The organism is Photobacterium salinisoli (assembly GCF_003614885.1).
Classification (GTDB): domain Bacteria; phylum Pseudomonadota; class Gammaproteobacteria; order Enterobacterales; family Vibrionaceae; genus Photobacterium; species Photobacterium salinisoli.
Window position 1 is genome coordinate 102,136 of record NZ_QZMS01000015.1, and the last position, 17,093, is coordinate 119,228.

The 17,093-nt window shown below is 56.2% G+C and carries 15 protein-coding genes; 9 read left to right on the plus strand and 6 right to left on the minus strand.

Going from position 1 to position 17,093, the window contains the following annotated elements; all coding sequences use genetic code 11:
* Window positions 1-16 precede the first annotated feature (16 nt).
* From D6M16_RS20185 to D6M16_RS20200, 4 genes are all read left to right on the plus strand, one after another.
* Window positions 17-1,171, plus strand: coding sequence for a COX15/CtaA family protein (locus D6M16_RS20185; protein WP_240435667.1), 1,155 nt, complete (start codon window positions 17-19; stop codon window positions 1,169-1,171).
* A gap of 18 nt (window positions 1,172-1,189) precedes the next feature.
* Window positions 1,190-2,116 carry a heme o synthase gene (gene cyoE / locus D6M16_RS20190; protein ID WP_120513697.1) on the plus strand — a complete coding sequence of 309 codons (927 nt, stop codon included), beginning with the start codon at window positions 1,190-1,192 and terminating at the stop codon, window positions 2,114-2,116.
* 88 nt (window positions 2,117-2,204) lie between these two features.
* Window positions 2,205-3,554 (plus strand): MATE family efflux transporter DinF, encoded by a 1,350-nt coding sequence (gene dinF, locus D6M16_RS20195; protein ID WP_120513820.1) that lies wholly within the window; start codon window positions 2,205-2,207, stop codon window positions 3,552-3,554.
* A gap of 107 nt (window positions 3,555-3,661) precedes the next feature.
* A complete protein-coding gene (locus D6M16_RS20200; RefSeq protein WP_046220419.1) occupies window positions 3,662-4,054 on the plus strand; it encodes a 3D domain-containing protein in 393 nt (130 codons plus the stop codon).
* 154 nt (window positions 4,055-4,208) lie between these two features.
* Here the strand turns inward: D6M16_RS20200 and nfuA are convergent, their stop codons facing one another.
* Together nfuA and D6M16_RS20210 are read right to left on the minus strand one after the other, a co-directional pair.
* On the minus strand, window positions 4,209-4,787 hold the full coding sequence (nfuA, locus tag D6M16_RS20205; protein WP_120513698.1) for a Fe-S biogenesis protein NfuA: 579 nt from the start codon (window positions 4,785-4,787) through the stop codon (window positions 4,209-4,211).
* 118 nt (window positions 4,788-4,905) lie between these two features.
* Window positions 4,906-5,589 carry a ComF family protein gene (locus D6M16_RS20210; RefSeq protein ID WP_240435668.1) on the minus strand — a complete coding sequence of 228 codons (684 nt, stop codon included), beginning with the start codon at window positions 5,587-5,589 and terminating at the stop codon, window positions 4,906-4,908.
* Window positions 5,590-5,635: 46 nt separating this feature from the next.
* On the opposite strand from D6M16_RS20210, the gene bioH reads away from it, so the two are divergent.
* Both bioH and D6M16_RS20220 read left to right on the plus strand, forming a co-directional pair.
* Window positions 5,636-6,460 carry a pimeloyl-ACP methyl ester esterase BioH gene (gene bioH / locus D6M16_RS20215; protein WP_120513700.1) on the plus strand — a complete coding sequence of 275 codons (825 nt, stop codon included), beginning with the start codon at window positions 5,636-5,638 and terminating at the stop codon, window positions 6,458-6,460.
* 145 nt (window positions 6,461-6,605) lie between these two features.
* Window positions 6,606-7,070 (plus strand): ATP-dependent Lon protease, encoded by a 465-nt coding sequence (locus D6M16_RS20220; protein ID WP_120513701.1) that lies wholly within the window; start codon window positions 6,606-6,608, stop codon window positions 7,068-7,070.
* Between the two features lie 81 nt (window positions 7,071-7,151).
* Here D6M16_RS20220 and D6M16_RS20225 read toward each other — a convergent pair whose 3' ends face one another.
* Window positions 7,152-9,473 (minus strand): Tex family protein, encoded by a 2,322-nt coding sequence (locus tag D6M16_RS20225; protein WP_120513702.1) that lies wholly within the window; start codon window positions 9,471-9,473, stop codon window positions 7,152-7,154.
* A 210-nt stretch (window positions 9,474-9,683) separates the two neighbouring features.
* On the opposite strand from D6M16_RS20225, the gene greB reads away from it, so the two are divergent.
* The 3 genes from greB (at window position 9,684) to envZ (ending at window position 12,391) form a co-directional block, all read left to right on the plus strand.
* A complete protein-coding gene (gene greB / locus D6M16_RS20230; RefSeq protein ID WP_046220413.1) occupies window positions 9,684-10,160 on the plus strand; it encodes a transcription elongation factor GreB in 477 nt (158 codons plus the stop codon).
* 143 nt (window positions 10,161-10,303) lie between these two features.
* Window positions 10,304-11,023, plus strand: a complete 720-nt coding sequence (ompR, locus tag D6M16_RS20235) for an osmolarity response regulator transcription factor OmpR (protein WP_120513703.1) — start codon at window positions 10,304-10,306, stop codon at window positions 11,021-11,023.
* Between the two features lie 9 nt (window positions 11,024-11,032).
* Window positions 11,033-12,391 (plus strand): two-component system sensor histidine kinase EnvZ, encoded by a 1,359-nt coding sequence (envZ, locus tag D6M16_RS20240; RefSeq protein WP_120513821.1) that lies wholly within the window; start codon window positions 11,033-11,035, stop codon window positions 12,389-12,391.
* Window positions 12,392-12,622: 231 nt separating this feature from the next.
* On the opposite strand, the gene D6M16_RS20245 is transcribed toward envZ, so the two are convergent.
* From D6M16_RS20245 to trmH, 3 genes are all read right to left on the minus strand, one after another.
* Entirely contained in the window at window positions 12,623-13,996 is a 1,374-nt protein-coding gene (locus tag D6M16_RS20245; RefSeq protein WP_120513704.1) for a uracil-xanthine permease family protein, read from the minus strand.
* 211 nt (window positions 13,997-14,207) lie between these two features.
* Window positions 14,208-16,289, minus strand: a complete 2,082-nt coding sequence (gene recG, locus D6M16_RS20250; protein WP_120513705.1) for an ATP-dependent DNA helicase RecG — start codon at window positions 16,287-16,289, stop codon at window positions 14,208-14,210.
* Between the two features lie 32 nt (window positions 16,290-16,321).
* Complete coding sequence (gene trmH, locus D6M16_RS20255) at window positions 16,322-17,026, minus strand: tRNA (guanosine(18)-2'-O)-methyltransferase TrmH (RefSeq protein WP_120513706.1); 705 nt, start codon at window positions 17,024-17,026, stop codon at window positions 16,322-16,324.
* Between the last annotated feature and the right edge of the window lie 67 nt (window positions 17,027-17,093).

Here is a 17,093-nt window from a genome sequence, read left to right on the forward strand (position 1 = left end):
GCGCTAAGGAGTGGCGATGTTATCAATGGCTTCTTCCCGTTACCTGCAGGCCGACCGGCGCTTTACCTGGCTGGTGGGACTGACTCTCTTATTATCCGTTGCTGTCATCGCTCTGGGGGCCTATACCCGGTTGACAGAAGCAGGGCTTGGCTGTCCGGACTGGCCTGGCTGCTATGGTTTCATGACAGTCCCCAAAACTGACGTTCAGCATGCACTGGCTCAGCAGGCTTTCCCGGATCATCCGGTGGAAGTGCATAAGGCCTGGAATGAAATGATCCACCGCTACATGGCCGGTGCACTTGGGTTGCTGATTGTTGTCCTGAATGTCGTGGCCCGTCGTCGTAATGACAGGCCACGCCGCTTGCCTCTGGTATTGCTGGCTTTAGTGGTTTTTCAGGCGATGCTGGGTATGTGGACTGTGACTATGTCGCTCAAGCCGGTGATAGTGATGGGCCACCTGCTGGGCGGTTTTACTACAGCCAGCCTGTTGCTGGTGCTCTGGTTGCGGATGCTGTTGAGGTACAGAAAGCGACCAGCGACAGCGGTTGCTTCCTGTCCTCAGTTGCTCAGTGTCAGGCGCTTAGCCGTAGCCGGGCTGATAGTGGTGGCGGCCCAGATTGCACTGGGTGGCTGGACGGCAGCTAACTATGCTGCTCTGGTCTGCACTCAGCTGCCTGTCTGCGAAGTGGACTGGGTGGACAAATTCGATATCAGGGCGTTTGAACCCTGGCAACCGGGTTATCAGACTTATCAATATGGCGTACTCAATTTTGACCAGCGGGTGTCTATTCATGCTGCGCACCGCATCGGGGCTATGCTGACAACCCTGGTGATCCTGCTGCTTGTCTGGCGGCTGTGGCATATCGGCTGGCGGCGCTACGCCGGGCTGATACTGGCACTGCTCTCAGTGCAGATCGCGCTGGGTGTGACGAATGTACTGGCCAGCCTGCCACTGCCCGTGGCTGTGGCTCATAATCTGGGGGGATTGAGTTTACTGCTCAGCGTACTGGCGGCGAGCTGGGCTTTGTTTAGCAATCCAGCTGCGGTGAGTGTCGGCCGGGTTGCACGTATACCGCGAGTGAAAACGGTCCGTCATGCACTGATTCAGGAGCAGGCCGGCACACATGGAAGGCAAACGCATTTTGGCCGTATGACACCCAAGTCAGGCTAATTCAGGGAGGTAGGCGATATGGCTAAATCACAGTCACTGGAACAGCGCCAGATAACGTATTCAGGCCGAAGCTGGCGCCAGCTGGGGCGCGATTATCTGATGATGACCAAGCCAAAAGTCGTGGCAATGTTACTGCTGACGGCGCTGGTGGGCATGTGCCTGGCGGTGCCGGGGATCCCGCCCGTCAAAGCCGTGGTGCTGGGGTTGCTGGGGATCGGTTTGCAGTCGGCGTCTGCGGCGGCCTTTAATCATGTGCTCGACCGGCAATTAGATGCCAAAATGGCCCGCACCCATCACAGACCTTTGGCACGCGGACGGGTGCCGACTGTCAACGCGGTGATTTTTGCCACTGTGCTGATGATAGTGGGCTTTGCTTTACTGTGGCAGTTGAATCCGTTGACGGCCTGGCTGACGCTGGCCAGTCTGGTCGGTTATGCGCTGGTTTACACTGTGTGGCTCAAGCATGCCACTCCGCAGAATATCGTCATCGGTGGTCTGGCCGGCGCCGCGCCGCCTTTGCTCGGCTGGGCGGCAGTGACCGGACAGTTTGATCCTCATGCCCTGTTACTGGTGATGCTGGTATTCGCCTGGACTCCGCCGCACTTCTGGGCACTGGCGATACATCGCCGCGATGATTATGCCAAAGCCGATATTCCTATGCTGCCGGTGACGCACGGGATTGCCTTTACCAAGACCATGGTACTGCTTTATACCCTGATTCTGACGCTGATCGGCCTGTTACCCTGGCTGACAGGTATGAGTGGGGCGCTGTATCTGGCCGGCAGCCTGATGCTGAATCTGGGCTTTGTCGGTTACGCCTTTAAGCTCAAATTTGCCGATGAACCTGGCCATGCCTGGGCCACGTTCAAGTTTTCTATCTGGCACTTGCTGGGTCTGTTTGTGGCGTTGCTGGCTGACCACTGGCTGGGAATACTGCTGGCGTAACACAGGCCGATAAATGCTAACAGCTGGCAGTCATGGGTCCTGCTGTTACACTGTGCGGCTTAAGCGTGTGAATCATAAGGTTGAAACTGTGCTGGCCGCATTAAAAGATATTTCCCTCCATCGCCAGGTTTTTGCTCTGGCGCTTCCTATGGTGCTGTCCAACATCACTGTCCCTTTGCTGGGGTTGGTGGATGCGGCTGTGATCGGCCATCTTGAGCATGCCTGGTATCTGGGTGGGGTGGCGGTCGGTGGCACCATGATCAGCGTGACCTTCTGGCTGCTCGGTTTTCTGCGCATGGCAACAACCGGGCTGTGCGCGCAGGCTTACGGCGCCAGTAATAAGTCTTCGCAGGCGACTGTGCTACTGCAGGGGATAGCGCTGGCCTGGGGGCTGGCGGCGCTGCTGATCCTCAGTCATGGCCTGATAGCGGATGCGGTGTTTTCCTTCAGTGATGCCAGCGATGCAGTCAAAACCTATGCGGAGCAATATTACTCGATTCGTATCTGGGGGGCGCCGGCGGCTTTGGCCAATTTTGTCATTATGGGCTGGCTGCTGGGCAGTCAGAATGCCCGCCTGCCCATGTGGCTGCTGATTATCACCAACAGCATCAACATCCTGCTCGATGTCCTGTTTGTCATCGGGCTGGGCTGGCAGGTAGCTGGCGCGGCAGCCGCCTCGGTGATCGCCGAATACAGCGGCATGATACTGGGTCTGTATTTTGTTGCCTGCCAGTGGAAAACCCTGAATTTGCCGCCCTGGCGTAGCCAGCTCAATCAGGTCGGACAGGGCATCGGCCGCTTGTTGCGCCTGAATCGGGATATCTTTCTGCGCAGCTTATGCCTGCAGTTGGCATTCAGTTTTATGACGTTTCAGGGCGCCAGCCTGGGTGATAACGTGGTGGCTGCCAATGCGGTGCTGATGAGTTTCCTGATGCTGGTGTCTTACGGGATGGACGGCTTTGCCTACGCCATGGAAGCCATGGTGGGTAAAGCCATAGGTGCCAGAAACCGTGAAGCCCTGAGCCGGACGCTGATCAGCACCACGTTCTGGAGTGTGGTGATTGCTTTACTGATGACGCTGGCCTTTGCGCTGTTCGGTGATGCGATTATCGCCTTGATCTCCGATATCCCTGCAGTGCAGCGTGAAGCAAGTCGTTATCTGCCCTGGCTGGCGGCTGTGCCTCTGGTGGCGATGTGGTGTTTTTTGCTGGATGGCATTTTTATCGGCGCGACCCGAGGCAAGGAGATGCGCAACAGCATGTTTGTCGCAACCTGTAGTTTCTTCCTGATATGGCAGCTGTTCAGTCAGTTTGGCAACCACGCACTGTGGGCGGCGATGTTAGGTTTTCTGGCCATGCGAGGGGTGTTATTAGCGGCTATTTTTGCGTATCAATGGCAAAAAAATATTTTCCTTGAAGAGGCCTGTTCTAACAAATAGTTATCATATTTTATGCTGTTCAATAAGCCAGCGGCGGCCAATAACCCTATCCTTTCTCATTGATAGTGTTTAAAATATGACCTGTTTTTGAGTTGAGCAGGTTGAAAATGAAACAAAAAATCGGTGTTTTTTTATTGCTTTTTATGGGTTTAGGATGGTGTTTTAATGCTAGTGCAGTGGCTCCGGGTGCCAAAGTTCGGGTGACGGCAACGGCGTATAATTCCGTACCCGCCCAGACCGACAGCAGTCCGTCAATTGCTGCCTGGGGAGACAGACTTAAGCCGGGAATGAAGGCAATCGCAGTATCTCGAGACCTTTTGAAAATGGGCCTCAAACACGGCTCTAAAGTAAAAATCTCAGGCCTGCCTGGTGAGTATGTGGTGCTGGATAAGATGCATCACCGCTGGTCAAAGAAAATTGATATCTACATGGGCCGGGATGTCCGGGCTGCTAAAAACTGGGGCCGACGCGCTGTGACTATCACAGTTTTAAAAGCCTGATACTGCACAATACCTAGCCGAATAATCGCACGAAAGCCTGATTATCCTGATAGGCATTAAGCACAGACAAGAATGAAAAAAGCCGCGAATGCGGCTTTTTTTATGGCTTGTCCCGGTACGCGGGAGTAGGGAGGAAATCCCGCGCAGGCACAAATCAGTAGTAAGAATGGTCACCGCGGGCGTGTTCAGTCACGTCGCGAACACCTTTCAGCTCGCCCTCAAACTCGGCCAGCAGTTGTTTTTCAATCCCTTCTTTCAAGGTCACATCCACCATTGAGCAGCCGTTACAGCCGCCACCGAACTGCAGAATAGCGACGCCATCTTCGGTGATTTCAGACAGGGACACATGGCCGCCGTGACCTGCAAGCTGAGGGTTGACCTGAGTCTGAATCACATAATCCACGCGCTCCATCAATGGCGCATCGTCTGACACTTTGCGTACTTTGGCGTTGGGCGCTTTCAGTGTCAGCTGTGAACCCATTTTGTCGGTGACAAAATCAATCTCAGCGTCGGCCAGAAAGGGCAGGCTCAGCTCATCAACATAAGCGGAAAACATACCGAGCTTAATTTCGGTGTCACTGGCTTCTACGGCTTCTGGCGGGCAGTAAGACACGCCGCACTCAGCATTTGGGGTACCCGGGTTGACCACGAAGACACGGATGTTGGTGCCTTCCGGCTGCTGGGCCAGCAGCTTAACGAAATGCTGCTGTGCATTTTCTGAAATAGTAATCATAGACACGACGTAATACCTGACTTAGTAAGCGTTAAACCTATTCTACTCTTTGGCGGAAGAACTCGCACCCCTGAATCTTGTGTGGTTTTTTTGAACAGTCACAACAAGCCGTCACCGCTCAGCGAGAATGTGGTGTAAAGGCCAGACAGTAGACATCAATTCTGGCAACCTGCTGCTTCCTGAGCAGCTGAGACAATACGGAGACGGTACTGCCCGTGGTCACCACATCATCGACGATGGCAACGTGATCCGGCCACACCCTTTTGTTAAGTATAAATGCCTGCTGGAGATTCTGCTGGCGCGCTTTTCTTGATAGCTGATGCTGCGGACGGGCCCACTGGGTCCGTTGCAACACCCGGTTATCGCTCTCGCTGCCTGTGATCTCTGCCAGGGCGTCCGCCAGCAGCGCACTTTGATTGAAGCCACGGAAGAAACGTCGCCAGGGATGCAGCGGCACAGGCAGCAGCAGCGGGGCAGGCTCAGTGATCTGCTTGGCTAACAAGCGGGCCAGTGGCTGGCTGAGCCAGAACTTGCCCTGAAATTTATATTGCTGGATCAGGCGGTTGAGCGGAAAGCCATATTCACCGAGGCGCACCAGCCGATCCCAGGGCGGTGGCTGACGCAGGCAGTAGCCGCAGTGGCTGACGGTCTCAAGTGTGGTGGCCCCGCAGCACTGGCAATAAGGCGGTGCAGGCAGGCTGGTCAGACAGTGCTGACACCAGTAGTGATCACCGTCACGCAGCGGTAAACGGCACAAGGCACATCGCTGATTTGGCCAACGAAAGATTGATCTTACAGCCACAGGGGATAACATCCTTGCCATCCGGTTTGAAGTGAAGGAAGTGTACATGACGGCATCTGTCTACTGGCAAGCATTTGGTCAGAACCCGGCTCAGGGTTCCGATCTGGTTCTCATTCATGGCTGGGGCATGAATGGTGCCGTCTGGCAGCATCTGGTGCCGCAACTGGAAGCGCAATACCGGGTGCATGTCGTTGACATGCCGGGCTATGGTTACAGTGCCGGTGTCGGGGCGCAGTCGGTCGAAGACATGGCGCAAGCCTTGCTGGCTGGTGCGCCCGAGCGGGCGGTCTGGCTGGGCTGGTCGCTGGGTGGACTGGTGGCCAAACAGGCAGCGCTGCTGGCGCCCGAGCGGGTCAGTAAGCTGATCACTGTGGCCAGTTCGCCGCGTTTTGCCGCGATGGATAGCTGGCGCGGCATCAAGCCCCAGGTGCTGAGTGATTTCCAGCAACAGCTCAGTGACGATTTCAGCCTGACGGTTGAGCGCTTCATGGCGCTGCAGGCCATGGGCAGTCCGACAGCAAGGCAGGATATCAAGCAGCTCAAGCAGGCCGTTCTGTCACGGCCCCAGCCGACGCCGTCGGCTCTGGCTGCCGGTCTGGACATGTTGGCGGATGTGGATTTGCGTCGGCAGTCGGCCCAGATTCAACAGCCCTGGTTACGCCTGTATGGCCGGCTTGACGGGTTGGTGCCGGTAAAAGTCGCCAGCGACATGGACAAACTGGCACCGCAGTCAGAGAAAGTGGTTTTTCCGAAAGCGTCCCATGCGCCTTTTATTTCTCATCCACATGACTTTCTGCATTCATTACAAGTGTTTATTGATGGTGAAGCCCCGGCAGCGCTGGCGACAGAATGCACAGAAATATTAAAGTAACTCTTTTATTGGCCGATAATCAGTGTGTAGCGGCAGAGGTTTCTGCCATCTTTGCAGTATTTCATGAGGCGCACGATAGCCGTTGCTCGGGTGCGTCAGCGTAGAGCCTGTGGCTCAAAGCGTTGTCTGTAGGAGTCGCCTTAACATGATTGTGTCGCCCCTGAATGCCGGTATACCGACACTGGCGCCATCGGTGAATCCGATGACGGAGCAGGCTGCACGGGATAACAAGATCCGTGAAAAAGTGCGTCCGGCTAGCGCCAGTTTGCCTTCAGGCAGCGAACCCTCGCTCAAAGGCGATGATAAACAAATGCGCCGGCCTGGCTGGGATCCCAGTGAGCACCCCGATTACGCCTCACTGGATGCCGCCCAGCAAAAAAGCTACGGCTATCAGCAGGAATTTGAACAACTGGTGCTGGCACTGTCGGCAGACAGTTATATGAAAGATGTCAGCGAGCTGGGTTACAGCATGCACATCCGCTTGCCAAGGTCGCTACTTGAAGAACTGGCGCAGATCAGCAAGATGGAACGCATCCGCAGCGTGATCCGCTATAAATATGCCCAGGCCACAGTACCGAATCCGCCCACTGAAATGCTGAAGATTGTCTGAGTGATGATATTTTGAGCGAAAGGCTGTATTGAAGAGAAAAAGGCGGGTATCAACCCGCCTTTGTCGTTCAGCTTATCGCGTTTACTTCTTGGCTTTGGCAAACGCAGCGGCAAACGCGCCGCCCATTGCATTGTTGTCCGGCTGGCTGTCACGTTGCTGGCGAGGCGCCCGGCGCGCCTGATCGCTCTGACGCTGGCCGCCTTGCGGTCTGTGGCTGGCTTCCTGACCCGGCTCATCACTCAGTCGCATTGACAGGGCAATACGCTTGCGTGGCAGATCCACTTCCATCACTTTGACTTTCACCACGTCACCGGCTTTGACCACTTCGCGCGGATCGGAGATGAATTTGTCCGACAGCGCCGAAATGTGAACCAGGCCGTCCTGGTGAACCCCGACATCCACGAAGGCACCGAAATTGGTCACATTGGTGATCACCCCTTCCAGCACCATGCCCGGCACCAGATCTTTCACTTCGTGAATGCCTTCAGCAAAGGTGGCCGTCTTGAACTCAGGGCGCGGGTCACGGCCCGGTTTGTCCAGCTCGCGAATGATGTCGGTCACAGTCGGCAGGCCAACTTCTGCTGTGGTGTAGTCGGCTGCTTTCAAACCGCGCAGGAACTCGCTGTTGCCGATTAGGGCATCGAGCGGCTTGCCGTTTTTCGCGGCAATGGCTTTGACCACATCATAGGATTCCGGGTGAACCGCGGACGCATCCAGCGGGTTTTTACCGTTCATGATCCGCAGGAAACCGGCACACTGCTCAAAAGCCTTTGGCCCCAGACGAGACACTTTTTTCAGTGTGGTGCGGGCATCAAAGCGACCATGTTCGTCACGGTAGGCCACGATGTTGCTGGCAATTGCCGGTGTCAGACCGGCTACGCGGGTCAGCAGGGCAGGCGAGGCGGTATTGACGTCCACACCAACGGCGTTTACACAGTCTTCCACCACGGCATCCAGACGTTTTGCCAGATTGCTCTGGCTGACATCGTGCTGATACTGGCCCACACCGATGGATTTGGGATCGATTTTTACCAGTTCTGCCAGCGGATCCTGCAGGCGACGGCCGATGGAAACCGCACCACGCAGCGACACATCGAGATTCGGGAACTCGTTGGCCGCCAGTTCAGAGGCGGAATACACAGAGGCACCCGCTTCACTGACCATCACGCTCTGAATCTTCAGATTGCTGTCTTTGAGCAGCTGCGCCACAAAGCTGTCAGTTTCACGTGAAGCAGTCCCGTTACCGATTGCAATCAGATCAACGTTATGTTTTTTCAGCAGTGCCAGCACAGTGGCGGCGGACTGGGCCACCTGTTTTTGCGGCTGGTGCGGATAAATGGTGGCGGTATCGACCAGTTTACCTGTGCTGTCGATAACGGCCACTTTACACCCGGTACGCAGGCCCGGATCGAGCGCCAGTGTCATGCGCGGTCCGGCAGGGGCAGCCATCAGCAGATCTTTCAGGTTATCGGCAAACACCTGCATCGCGCCGTCTTCGGCTTTCTCGCGCAGGGCGGCCATTAACTCGGTTTCCATGTGCATCAGAATCTTGATGCGCCAGGCCCAGCTGATCACCTGCTTGCGCCAGCTGTCTGCCGGTTTAGTGCCTAGGTTCACGCCATAGTGATCGGCAATGATGACTTCACAGTAAGAGCCGCGCACGCCTTCTTCCTGATTCGGATCCGCATTGAGTGCCAGTTGCAGCACACCTTCATTGCGGCCGCGGAACATCGCCAGCGCGCGGTGTGACGGCACCTGAGTCAGTTTCTCGTTGTGCTCGAAGTAGTCTTTGAACTTCGCCCCTTCCTGCTCTTTGCCCTCCACCACGCGGGCGGTCAGCTCAGCATTGCTCTGCAGGTGGCGGCGGATTTTATCCAGCAAGGCCGCATCTTCGGCAAAACGCTCCATCAGAATGGCGCGCGCGCCGTCCAGTGCCGCCTTGGTATCGGTGACACCTTTGTCGGCGGACACATAGCTTGCCGCAGTGGCTTCCGGATCCTTGTCCGGCTGTGACCACAGCAGGTCTGCCAGCGGCTCCAGACCGGCTTCAATTGCAATCTGTCCCTTGGTGCGGCGCTTGGGTTTATACGGCAGGTACAAGTCTTCCAGACGGGTTTTGCTGTCGGCTGATAAGATTTCAGCTTTCAGCTCAGGCGTCAGTTTGTCCTGCTCGGAAATGGATTTGAGGATCACCTGACGGCGGTCTTCCAGCTCGCGCAGGTAGCCCAGGCGGGACTCCAGATTACGCAGTTGGGTATCGTCCAGCCCGTCGGTCACTTCTTTACGGTAACGGGCAATAAAGGGGACGGTGTTGCCGTCATCGAGTAGCGCCACGGCTGCGGCAACCTGCTGCGTTTTGACGTTCAGTTCAGACGCAATCAGGTGATGGATACTCGCGGTCATAGAATTCCTTTGGCTACAGTTTTCTCAGGCCGACCATCTAACCACAATTCCGCCCGTCAGTCAGCGCCCAAGCCCCCGCTAAATGTCAGGAGTTTGCCAGCCGTGCGGACAGGTGTGATCTCGGTACAGGCCAGTGTATGCGAACGACTCGCCGTCTGGCCCTACAACGTCATATAATCAAGCCATTATCAGCAAGCAGAGACAGGCGGAATGAGAACCCCATTGATCACCCGGGAAGGGTATAACCGGCTCAAGCAGGAGCTGGATTTTCTGTGGCAGGAAGAGCGGCCGGAAGTCACCAAAAAAGTCACCTGGGCGGCCAGTCTGGGCGATCGCTCGGAGAATGCCGATTATCAGTACAACAAGAAACGTCTGCGGGAGATCGACCGCCGGGTGCGTTACCTGCGCAAAACCTTAGAGAAAGTAAAAATTGTCGATTACTCCCCGGTGCAGGAAGGCAAGGTGTTTTTCGGTGCCTGGGTCGAGGTGGAAAACGAAGCCGGTGACAGCAAAAAGTTCCGCATTGTCGGGTATGACGAGATCTTCGGGCGCCGGGATTATATTTCTATCGATTCGCCGATGGCGCGTGCCTTGCTGAAAAAAGAAGTGGATGATGAAGTGGTGGTACGCACGCCAGAGGGTGATAAAGTCTGGTTCATCAATACGATAACTTACGTCACAGACTAAGCGCTAAGGGCGTGCCAGTTGTGAGGACACACTCGGTAACAATTTCACTGTGATCATTTGCTTACTGTATCAGTCAGAAAAGGCAGCGGTCGCGTAAAATAGCGCCTCGGCGACATCCAGAGTTCGAAGCATAAGGTGGAACGATGCAAGACAATTTCAAGATTTTAGTGGTCGATGACGACATGCGCCTGCGTGCGTTGCTGGAGCGTTATCTGTCTGAGCAGGGCTTTCAGGTGCGCAGTGTGGCCAATGGCGAACAGATGGATCGCCTGCTGGCCCGGGAAAATTTCCACCTGATGGTATTGGATTTGATGTTGCCGGGCGAAGATGGCCTGTCGATTTGCCGTCGTCTGCGTAATGCGAACAACATGCTGCCTATCCTGATGCTCACTGCCAAAGGCGATGAAGTGGACCGGATTGTCGGTCTGGAAGTCGGCGCCGATGATTATCTGCCCAAGCCGTTTAACCCACGTGAACTGCTGGCCCGTATCCGTGCGGTACTGCGCCGCCAGACGGTCGAAGCACCAGGGGCGCCGAGTGTGGAAGGCAAAATCATCACCTTTGGTGATTTCCGCCTCAATCTGGGTACCCGGGAAATGTTCCGCGGGGAGGAAGCCATGCCGCTGACCTCCGGCGAATTTGCGGTGCTCAAAGCCCTGGTGACTAACGCCCGTGAGCCGATGTCGCGCGATAAGCTGATGAATATGGCCCGTGGCCGCGAATATTCTGCGATGGAACGTTCGATTGACGTACAGATCTCGCGTCTTCGTCGCATGATTGAAGAAGATCCGAGCCGCCCGCGTTATATTCAGACCGTCTGGGGGCTGGGTTACGTGTTTGTCCCAGACGGCAGCGAGGCGTAAGTCATGCCGATGCGCCTGTCGCCGCGCTCAACGTTTACCCGCACCCTGATCCTGCTGGCTGGCTTGCTGATAGCCAGCCAGATTTTTTCCTATCTGGCCGTGCTGAATTATGCGCTGTTACCCAGCCTGCAGCAGTTCAACCGCATCATGGCTTATGAAGTCAAACTGATGCTCAAGGAAGACGTGGAGCTGGCCGATGGCCACAAGTTTCACCTTGATACTCCACTGCGCCGACAGTTGCTGGAGCAGTTGGGTGTGACCCTTCATGCCGATGACAGTCCGGAATCGGCTGAATTCAGGGAAGCGACCCGCATTGATTATCTCAGTGAGGAAATGACCCGAGAGCTGAACACACCGACTGAGGTGCGTCTGGTACTGGGAACAGACAGCTATGTGCTGTGGCTCGACTGTGATGCGATGCCGGGCTACCTGATGCGGGTCCCGTTGTCGGAATTGCAGGAAGAAGACTTTGCACCGCTGTTTGGTTACAGCCTGTTTATTGCAGTGATGGTGATTGCGGGGGGCTGGCTGTTTATCCGTATCCAGAACCGTCCCCTGGTGGCCCTGGAGCAGGCGGCACTGGAAGTGGCCAAAGGCGGTTCTCCGCCACACTTGGATGTACAGGGAGCCTCGGAGATCCGGGCGGTCACGAAAGCCTTTAATCGCATGGGCGAAGGGATCAAGCAGCTTGAAGACGACAGAGCATTGCTGCTGGCTGGTGTGAGTCATGATTTGCGTACGCCACTGACCCGGATCCGCCTGGCGACCGAAATGATGTCGCCTGAAGATGCTTATCTGGCTGAAAGTATGATTAAGGACACCGAAGAGTGTAATGCCATTATCAGCCAGTTTATGGAGTACCTGAAATCCACCCAGTTGCTGGAGCAGGAATTACTCGATCTGAACATACTGCTTGAAGATGTGGCTGAAGCCGAAGGGGGCATTGAGCGCGGGATTGAACAGTCACTGGGTACCATCAATGGCAAAGTGTATGCCAACGGGGTGGCCATTAAGCGGCTGATCAGTAACCTGCTGGTGAATGCGCTTCGTTACGGTAACGGCTGGGTGCGGGTGACCAGCGGCATGACGGCCGATCGCCAGATGGCCTGGTTCTGTGTTGAGGATGATGGTCCGGGCATTGAGCCGGATCAGGTAGCCAGAATGATGCAGCCGCTGACCCGTGGCGACAGTGCCCGGGGCAGCGACGCAGAAGGCACCGGCCTTGGGCTGGCGATAGTGAAGCGTATTGTGGATCAGCACCAGGGCGATATTCAGTTCAGTAACCGCAGCAGCGGCGGACTGAAAGTCCAGATCAGCCTGCCGGTGCGAACCGGTAAACACAATGGCAAGCGGAGTGTGAAGTCTTAAGCTCTTTACCCTGAAACCCCCACCTGGCCTCCCCCTTGGAAAGGGGGAGGGATCATTCTGAACTAGCTGAAACCACGAATATTCCCTCCCCTTGGCAAGGGGAGGGTGAGGGTGGGGTTCGTGCTGCGCGCCTGGATTTGGAACTGTGCCCGTAAACCCCTTCCTGGCCTCCCCTTGAAAAGGGGGAGGCTAAGAAGGAGAAGGCTGGAAGGACGAATCGTCCGACAAGACTCAGGCTTTCTTTTCTTCCGGCAGGATCAGGTTCAGCAAAATCGCAGTCAGACCACCGGCCGCCATACCTGATGACAGAATGCTTTTCACAACATCCGGCATGAACTGAAGAATTTCCGGTTTCTGCGCAATCCCCAAGCCCATCGAGAAAGACAGCGCCATGATCAGAATCGCCCGGCGATCCAGTTCGCAGCGGGAGATGATACGCACCCCAGAGGCGGCAATGGTACCGAACATCACTATGGTGGCGCCTCCCAGTACAGGTTCCGGGATCAGCTGAACCAGGCCGGCCACGGCCGGGAACAGGCCAAGCAGAACCAGCATGCCTGCAACAAAATAGCCGATGTAACGGCTGGCAACGCCGGTCAGCTGGATAATGCCGTTGTTCTGGCTGAAGGTGGAATTCGGAAAGCTGTTCAGCACTGCCGCCAGGGCCGAGTTGATACCGTCGGCCAGTACACCGCCTTTGATGCGCTTGAGATAGACAGGGCCACTGACGGGTTGTTCAGACGTTTCCGAGGTGGCTGTGATATCGCCAATGGCTTCCAGTGAGGTAATGGCGAACACGATCACCAGTGGGATCAGCAAAGACCAGTCAAACCCGAGGCCGTATTGCATTGGATCGGGGATCGCAATCAGGCTGGTTTCTGCGAGCTGGCTGCTGTCTATCATGCCCATTCCCCAGGCAGTGAGTGTACCGGCGGCCATGGCAATCACAATCGATGAGACACGCAGATACGGGTTTTTCATCCGGTTCAGCAGCACGATCAGTCCCAGCACTATGCCGGCCAGCAAGAGTTTGTCCAGACTGCCGAAGCTGCCGTTTTCAATTGCCGCATAACCGCCGCCGATAGAGGTCAGGCCGATCTGGATCAGCGTCAGGCCAATCAGAGTGACCACAATGCCGGACACCAGTGGCGTAATGATACGACGGGTGTGCTGTAAAATACGCGAAATAGCCACTTCAGTGAGAGAAGCGGCGAGGATAGTGCCGAAAATAGCGGCCATCATGGTCGTTACATCCGCGCCGCCGGCTTTCATCGCCAGTCCGGCACCGATAATCGGGCCAAGAAAGTTGAAGCTGGTGCCCTGAATTGACAACAAGCCGGAACCGACCGGGCCTATGGTGCGGATCTGAATGAAAGAGGCTACTCCGGAAGCCAGCAGCGACATACTGACTATGGTATTGGTATCGCTGGCGGGGAGACCCAGCGCCTGACAGATAATCAGCGACGGCGTAATGACGGCTACGAACATCGCCAGCAAATGCTGCAATGCGGCAAACAGGGTTTGTGGTAAAGGTGGTCTGTCATCGAGTCGGTATATCAAATCGGATGAACGCGGTGGCGTGATCTCTTGGTGCTGGCCAGTCATGATGCTTCCTTATGGCGTCGACAGGATGACCCCAGGCTGCGAGACAGGCAGACGCTGAAGCCGACAATGACTCTTGGGTCAAAAGTGGCCACTATTCTAATGAGGTTGTTATTTTTAGCAAACGTTTGCGCAGTTAAATTGACCGCAACATGTCGGCTAATAGCAGAAAATAGTGACACTTTGCCACTGTCAGCCAACAGAAGACTGGCGATCAGGCGTTAGAGTAGTTTTCTTTTTGCCCCAGCCAGCGGTCGATAATCGCTTTGGCATTGGCCGGATATTGCTCGTGCAGGTAACGCGCCAGCTTCTGTACCTGGGGGATAAGGTGCTGGTCGCGGACCAGATCGGCGACTTTGAAGTCGGCAATCCCGGTTTGTTTGGTGCCGAGCAGCTCGCCGGGACCGCGAATTTCCAGATCGCGCTGGGCGATCACAAAGCCGTCGCTGCTTTCGCGCAGTACAGCCAGACGCTGCTGCGCGGTTTTTGACAGCGGGGCATGGTAGAGCAGCACACAGTGGCTGGCCACATTGCCCCGGCCCACCCGGCCGCGCAGCTGGTGGAGCTGTGCCAGCCCCAGCCGTTCCGGGTTTTCAATGATCATCAGACTGGCATTGGGCACATCCACACCAACCTCAATTACTGTGGTAGCGACCAGCAGGTGCAGCTCACCGGCTTTGAAGCGCTGCATGATGTCTTGTTTCTCTGCCGCTTTCATCCGGCCATGCACCAGACCGATTTTCAGTTCGGGCAATTGTGCGGTCAGCTCTGTGGCTGTGTCTGACGCCGCCTGTGCCTCCAGCACTTCTGATTCATCAATCAGGGTGCAGACCCAGTAAGCCTGACGACCCTCATTGAGACAGGCTGCGCGGATGCGCGCTATGATATCGGCCCGGCGGGAATCTGGCACGGCGACGGTTTGAATCGGTGTCCGGCCCGGTGGCAGTTCATCAATCACCGAGGTTTCCAAATCGGCATAAGCCGTCATGGCCAGCGTCCGCGGAATCGGTGTGGCCGTCATGATTAACTGATGCGGGTAGCGACCTTCGTTGGCGCCTTTTTCCCGCAGCTCCAGCCGCTGGTGCACCCCGAATCTGTGCTGCTCGTCGATGATCACCAGCGCCAGGTTGCTGAACACGACTTGCTGCTGAAACAGAGCATGTGTGCCGACCACCATTTTGGCGTCGCCGCATTCAATGCGGGCCAGCTCGGTGTCGCGCGCTTTGCCCTTGAGCTTGCCGGCCAGCCAGCCGACCTGAATGCCGAGCGGCTCCAGCCATTGGGCAAAGTTGATGGCATGCTGTTCGGCCAGTAATTCAGTCGGTGCCATCAGCGCGACCTGAAAACCGTGCTCTATGGCGCGGACTGCTGCCAAGGCGGCAACCAGGGTTTTGCCTGAACCGACATCGCCCTGTACCAGCCGCATCATGGGCACGGGCCTGGCGAGATCGCTTTCGATATCGGCGACCACACGCTGCTGCGCACCGGTCGGGCTGAAAGGCAGGCCGGCCAGTAATTGTTGTTTCAGGGTTTCACTCGACGGTAGCGGCCAGGCCTGGTGCTGCTGGCTTTTCTGGCGAACTGCCAGCATCGACAGGTTCTGCGCCAGCAATTCTTCCAGGATCAGCCTTTGCTGGGCGGGGTGCTGACCTTTTTCCAGCTGATCCAGCGATACGTCCGGCGTAGGCCTGTGCATCAGGTGCAGGGCTTGCGCCAGGGTCATCTGGCGATCGTACAGACCTTCGGGCAGCAATTCGCTGACTGCCGCTTTATCGAGCAGGGTCAGAGCCTGCTCGGTCAGACTGCGCAGGGTCAACTGGCGTAAGCCGTCTGTAGTGGGGTAGACAGGGGTGAGAGTCTCTTCGACCGCCAGTGCGGTCGGTTCAGAAAACACGCTGTAATCAGGATGGATCACTTCCAGTCCGTGCTGGCCGCGGCGGATCTCGCCGTAGGCTTTGACCTGCTTGCCTTCGGATAGGGCATTTTTCATCGCGGCGTTGAAATTGAAAAAGCGCAGGGTGACAGAGCCGGTTGTGTCGCTGATCTTGACCGTCAGCATCCGGCGCTTGCCAAAACTGATGGCGTTATGCAGCACTTCGCCCTGCACCGTCAGGTGCTGGCCGGGTTTCACTTCGGCAATCGGCCAGATCCGGGTGCGGTCTTCATAGCGAAGCGGCAGGTGAAACAGCAGATCCTGTACGGTGTGAAGGCCGATTTTGCTCAGTTTCTCCGCCATTTTGGCGCCTACCCCCGACAGTTCTGTCAGGGCGATGGTGTCTAGCATCTGTCCGCTCATGCCTGCTTACTCTGTGCTCCGTCCGTTCAGGATTATTTGTTGCGCCGGGGCTTATCCCTGGATTGTATTGCCTGCCACCAGGCGTCATCGGCCACTATCTGGCCGGCGTCATCCAGCGGTGGGTAGGGCAGCTGTTTACGTTTGGCCACTTTCGCCAGCACAGGATGACCGCGTTCAAACAAGATACGGTGCACTGTGTCGGCCGGCAGCGGCGTGGTTTCTCTGTCATACATACCGGCTAGCTGGCGCTGGCGTTGCGCTTCATACAGGATCAGCGCACTGGCCACCGAGACATTGAGTGACTGTACCATACCCACCATAGGAATGATGATATCCTGATCTGCCAGAGACAGCGCTTCGGCAGTGATCCCGTTTTTTTCGCCGCCCAGGATAATGGCGGTGGGTTTGGTGTAATCAATCTCGCGAAAATCCACCGCGCGATCAGACAGGTGCGTCGCCAGCACCTGCATACCTTGTTGTTTGAGCTGGCCGATGGCATCCGGCATGCTGGTGTGGGTTTCCAGTTCAACCCAGTTGCGTGCGCCGGCAGATGTGTGAGCCAGTACCCGCATTTTTTCCGGCCACACTGCGTGGACTTTGTGCACGCCAACCGCGTCGGCGGTACGGATAATGGCGGAGACGTTATTGGGTTTGTGCACTTCTTCCAGGCACAGGGTTAAATCTGGCTGGCGGGTGGCCAGTACTGACTGGATCCTCTGGTAACGTTCTGGCGTCATGATTCTGGTCTTGTTTGAGTTCTGGCTGAATGGCTTACAATTCAGCGCTCGGGAAAGCACAAACGCC

Excerpts from the sequence above, each read along its gene's own strand:
- D6M16_RS20225 (WP_120513702.1), bottom strand. The coding sequence starts at position 9,473 with ATGACCGCGAGTATCCATCACCTGATTGCGTCTGAACTGAACGTCAAA.
- ompR (WP_120513703.1), top strand. The coding sequence starts at position 10,304 with ATGCAAGACAATTTCAAGATTTTAGTGGTCGATGACGACATGCGCCTG.
- D6M16_RS20185 (WP_240435667.1), top strand. The coding sequence starts at position 17 with ATGTTATCAATGGCTTCTTCCCGTTACCTGCAGGCCGACCGGCGCTTT.
- envZ (WP_120513821.1), top strand. The coding sequence starts at position 11,033 with ATGCGCCTGTCGCCGCGCTCAACGTTTACCCGCACCCTGATCCTGCTG.
- D6M16_RS20245 (WP_120513704.1), bottom strand. The coding sequence starts at position 13,996 with ATGACTGGCCAGCACCAAGAGATCACGCCACCGCGTTCATCCGATTTG.
- D6M16_RS20220 (WP_120513701.1), top strand. The coding sequence starts at position 6,606 with ATGATTGTGTCGCCCCTGAATGCCGGTATACCGACACTGGCGCCATCG.
- cyoE (WP_120513697.1), top strand. The coding sequence starts at position 1,190 with ATGGCTAAATCACAGTCACTGGAACAGCGCCAGATAACGTATTCAGGC.
- nfuA (WP_120513698.1), bottom strand. The coding sequence starts at position 4,787 with ATGATTACTATTTCAGAAAATGCACAGCAGCATTTCGTTAAGCTGCTG.
- trmH (WP_120513706.1), bottom strand. The coding sequence starts at position 17,026 with ATGACGCCAGAACGTTACCAGAGGATCCAGTCAGTACTGGCCACCCGC.
- D6M16_RS20200 (WP_046220419.1), top strand. The coding sequence starts at position 3,662 with ATGAAACAAAAAATCGGTGTTTTTTTATTGCTTTTTATGGGTTTAGGA.
- greB (WP_046220413.1), top strand. The coding sequence starts at position 9,684 with ATGAGAACCCCATTGATCACCCGGGAAGGGTATAACCGGCTCAAGCAG.
- bioH (WP_120513700.1), top strand. The coding sequence starts at position 5,636 with ATGACGGCATCTGTCTACTGGCAAGCATTTGGTCAGAACCCGGCTCAG.
- recG (WP_120513705.1), bottom strand. The coding sequence starts at position 16,289 with ATGAGCGGACAGATGCTAGACACCATCGCCCTGACAGAACTGTCGGGG.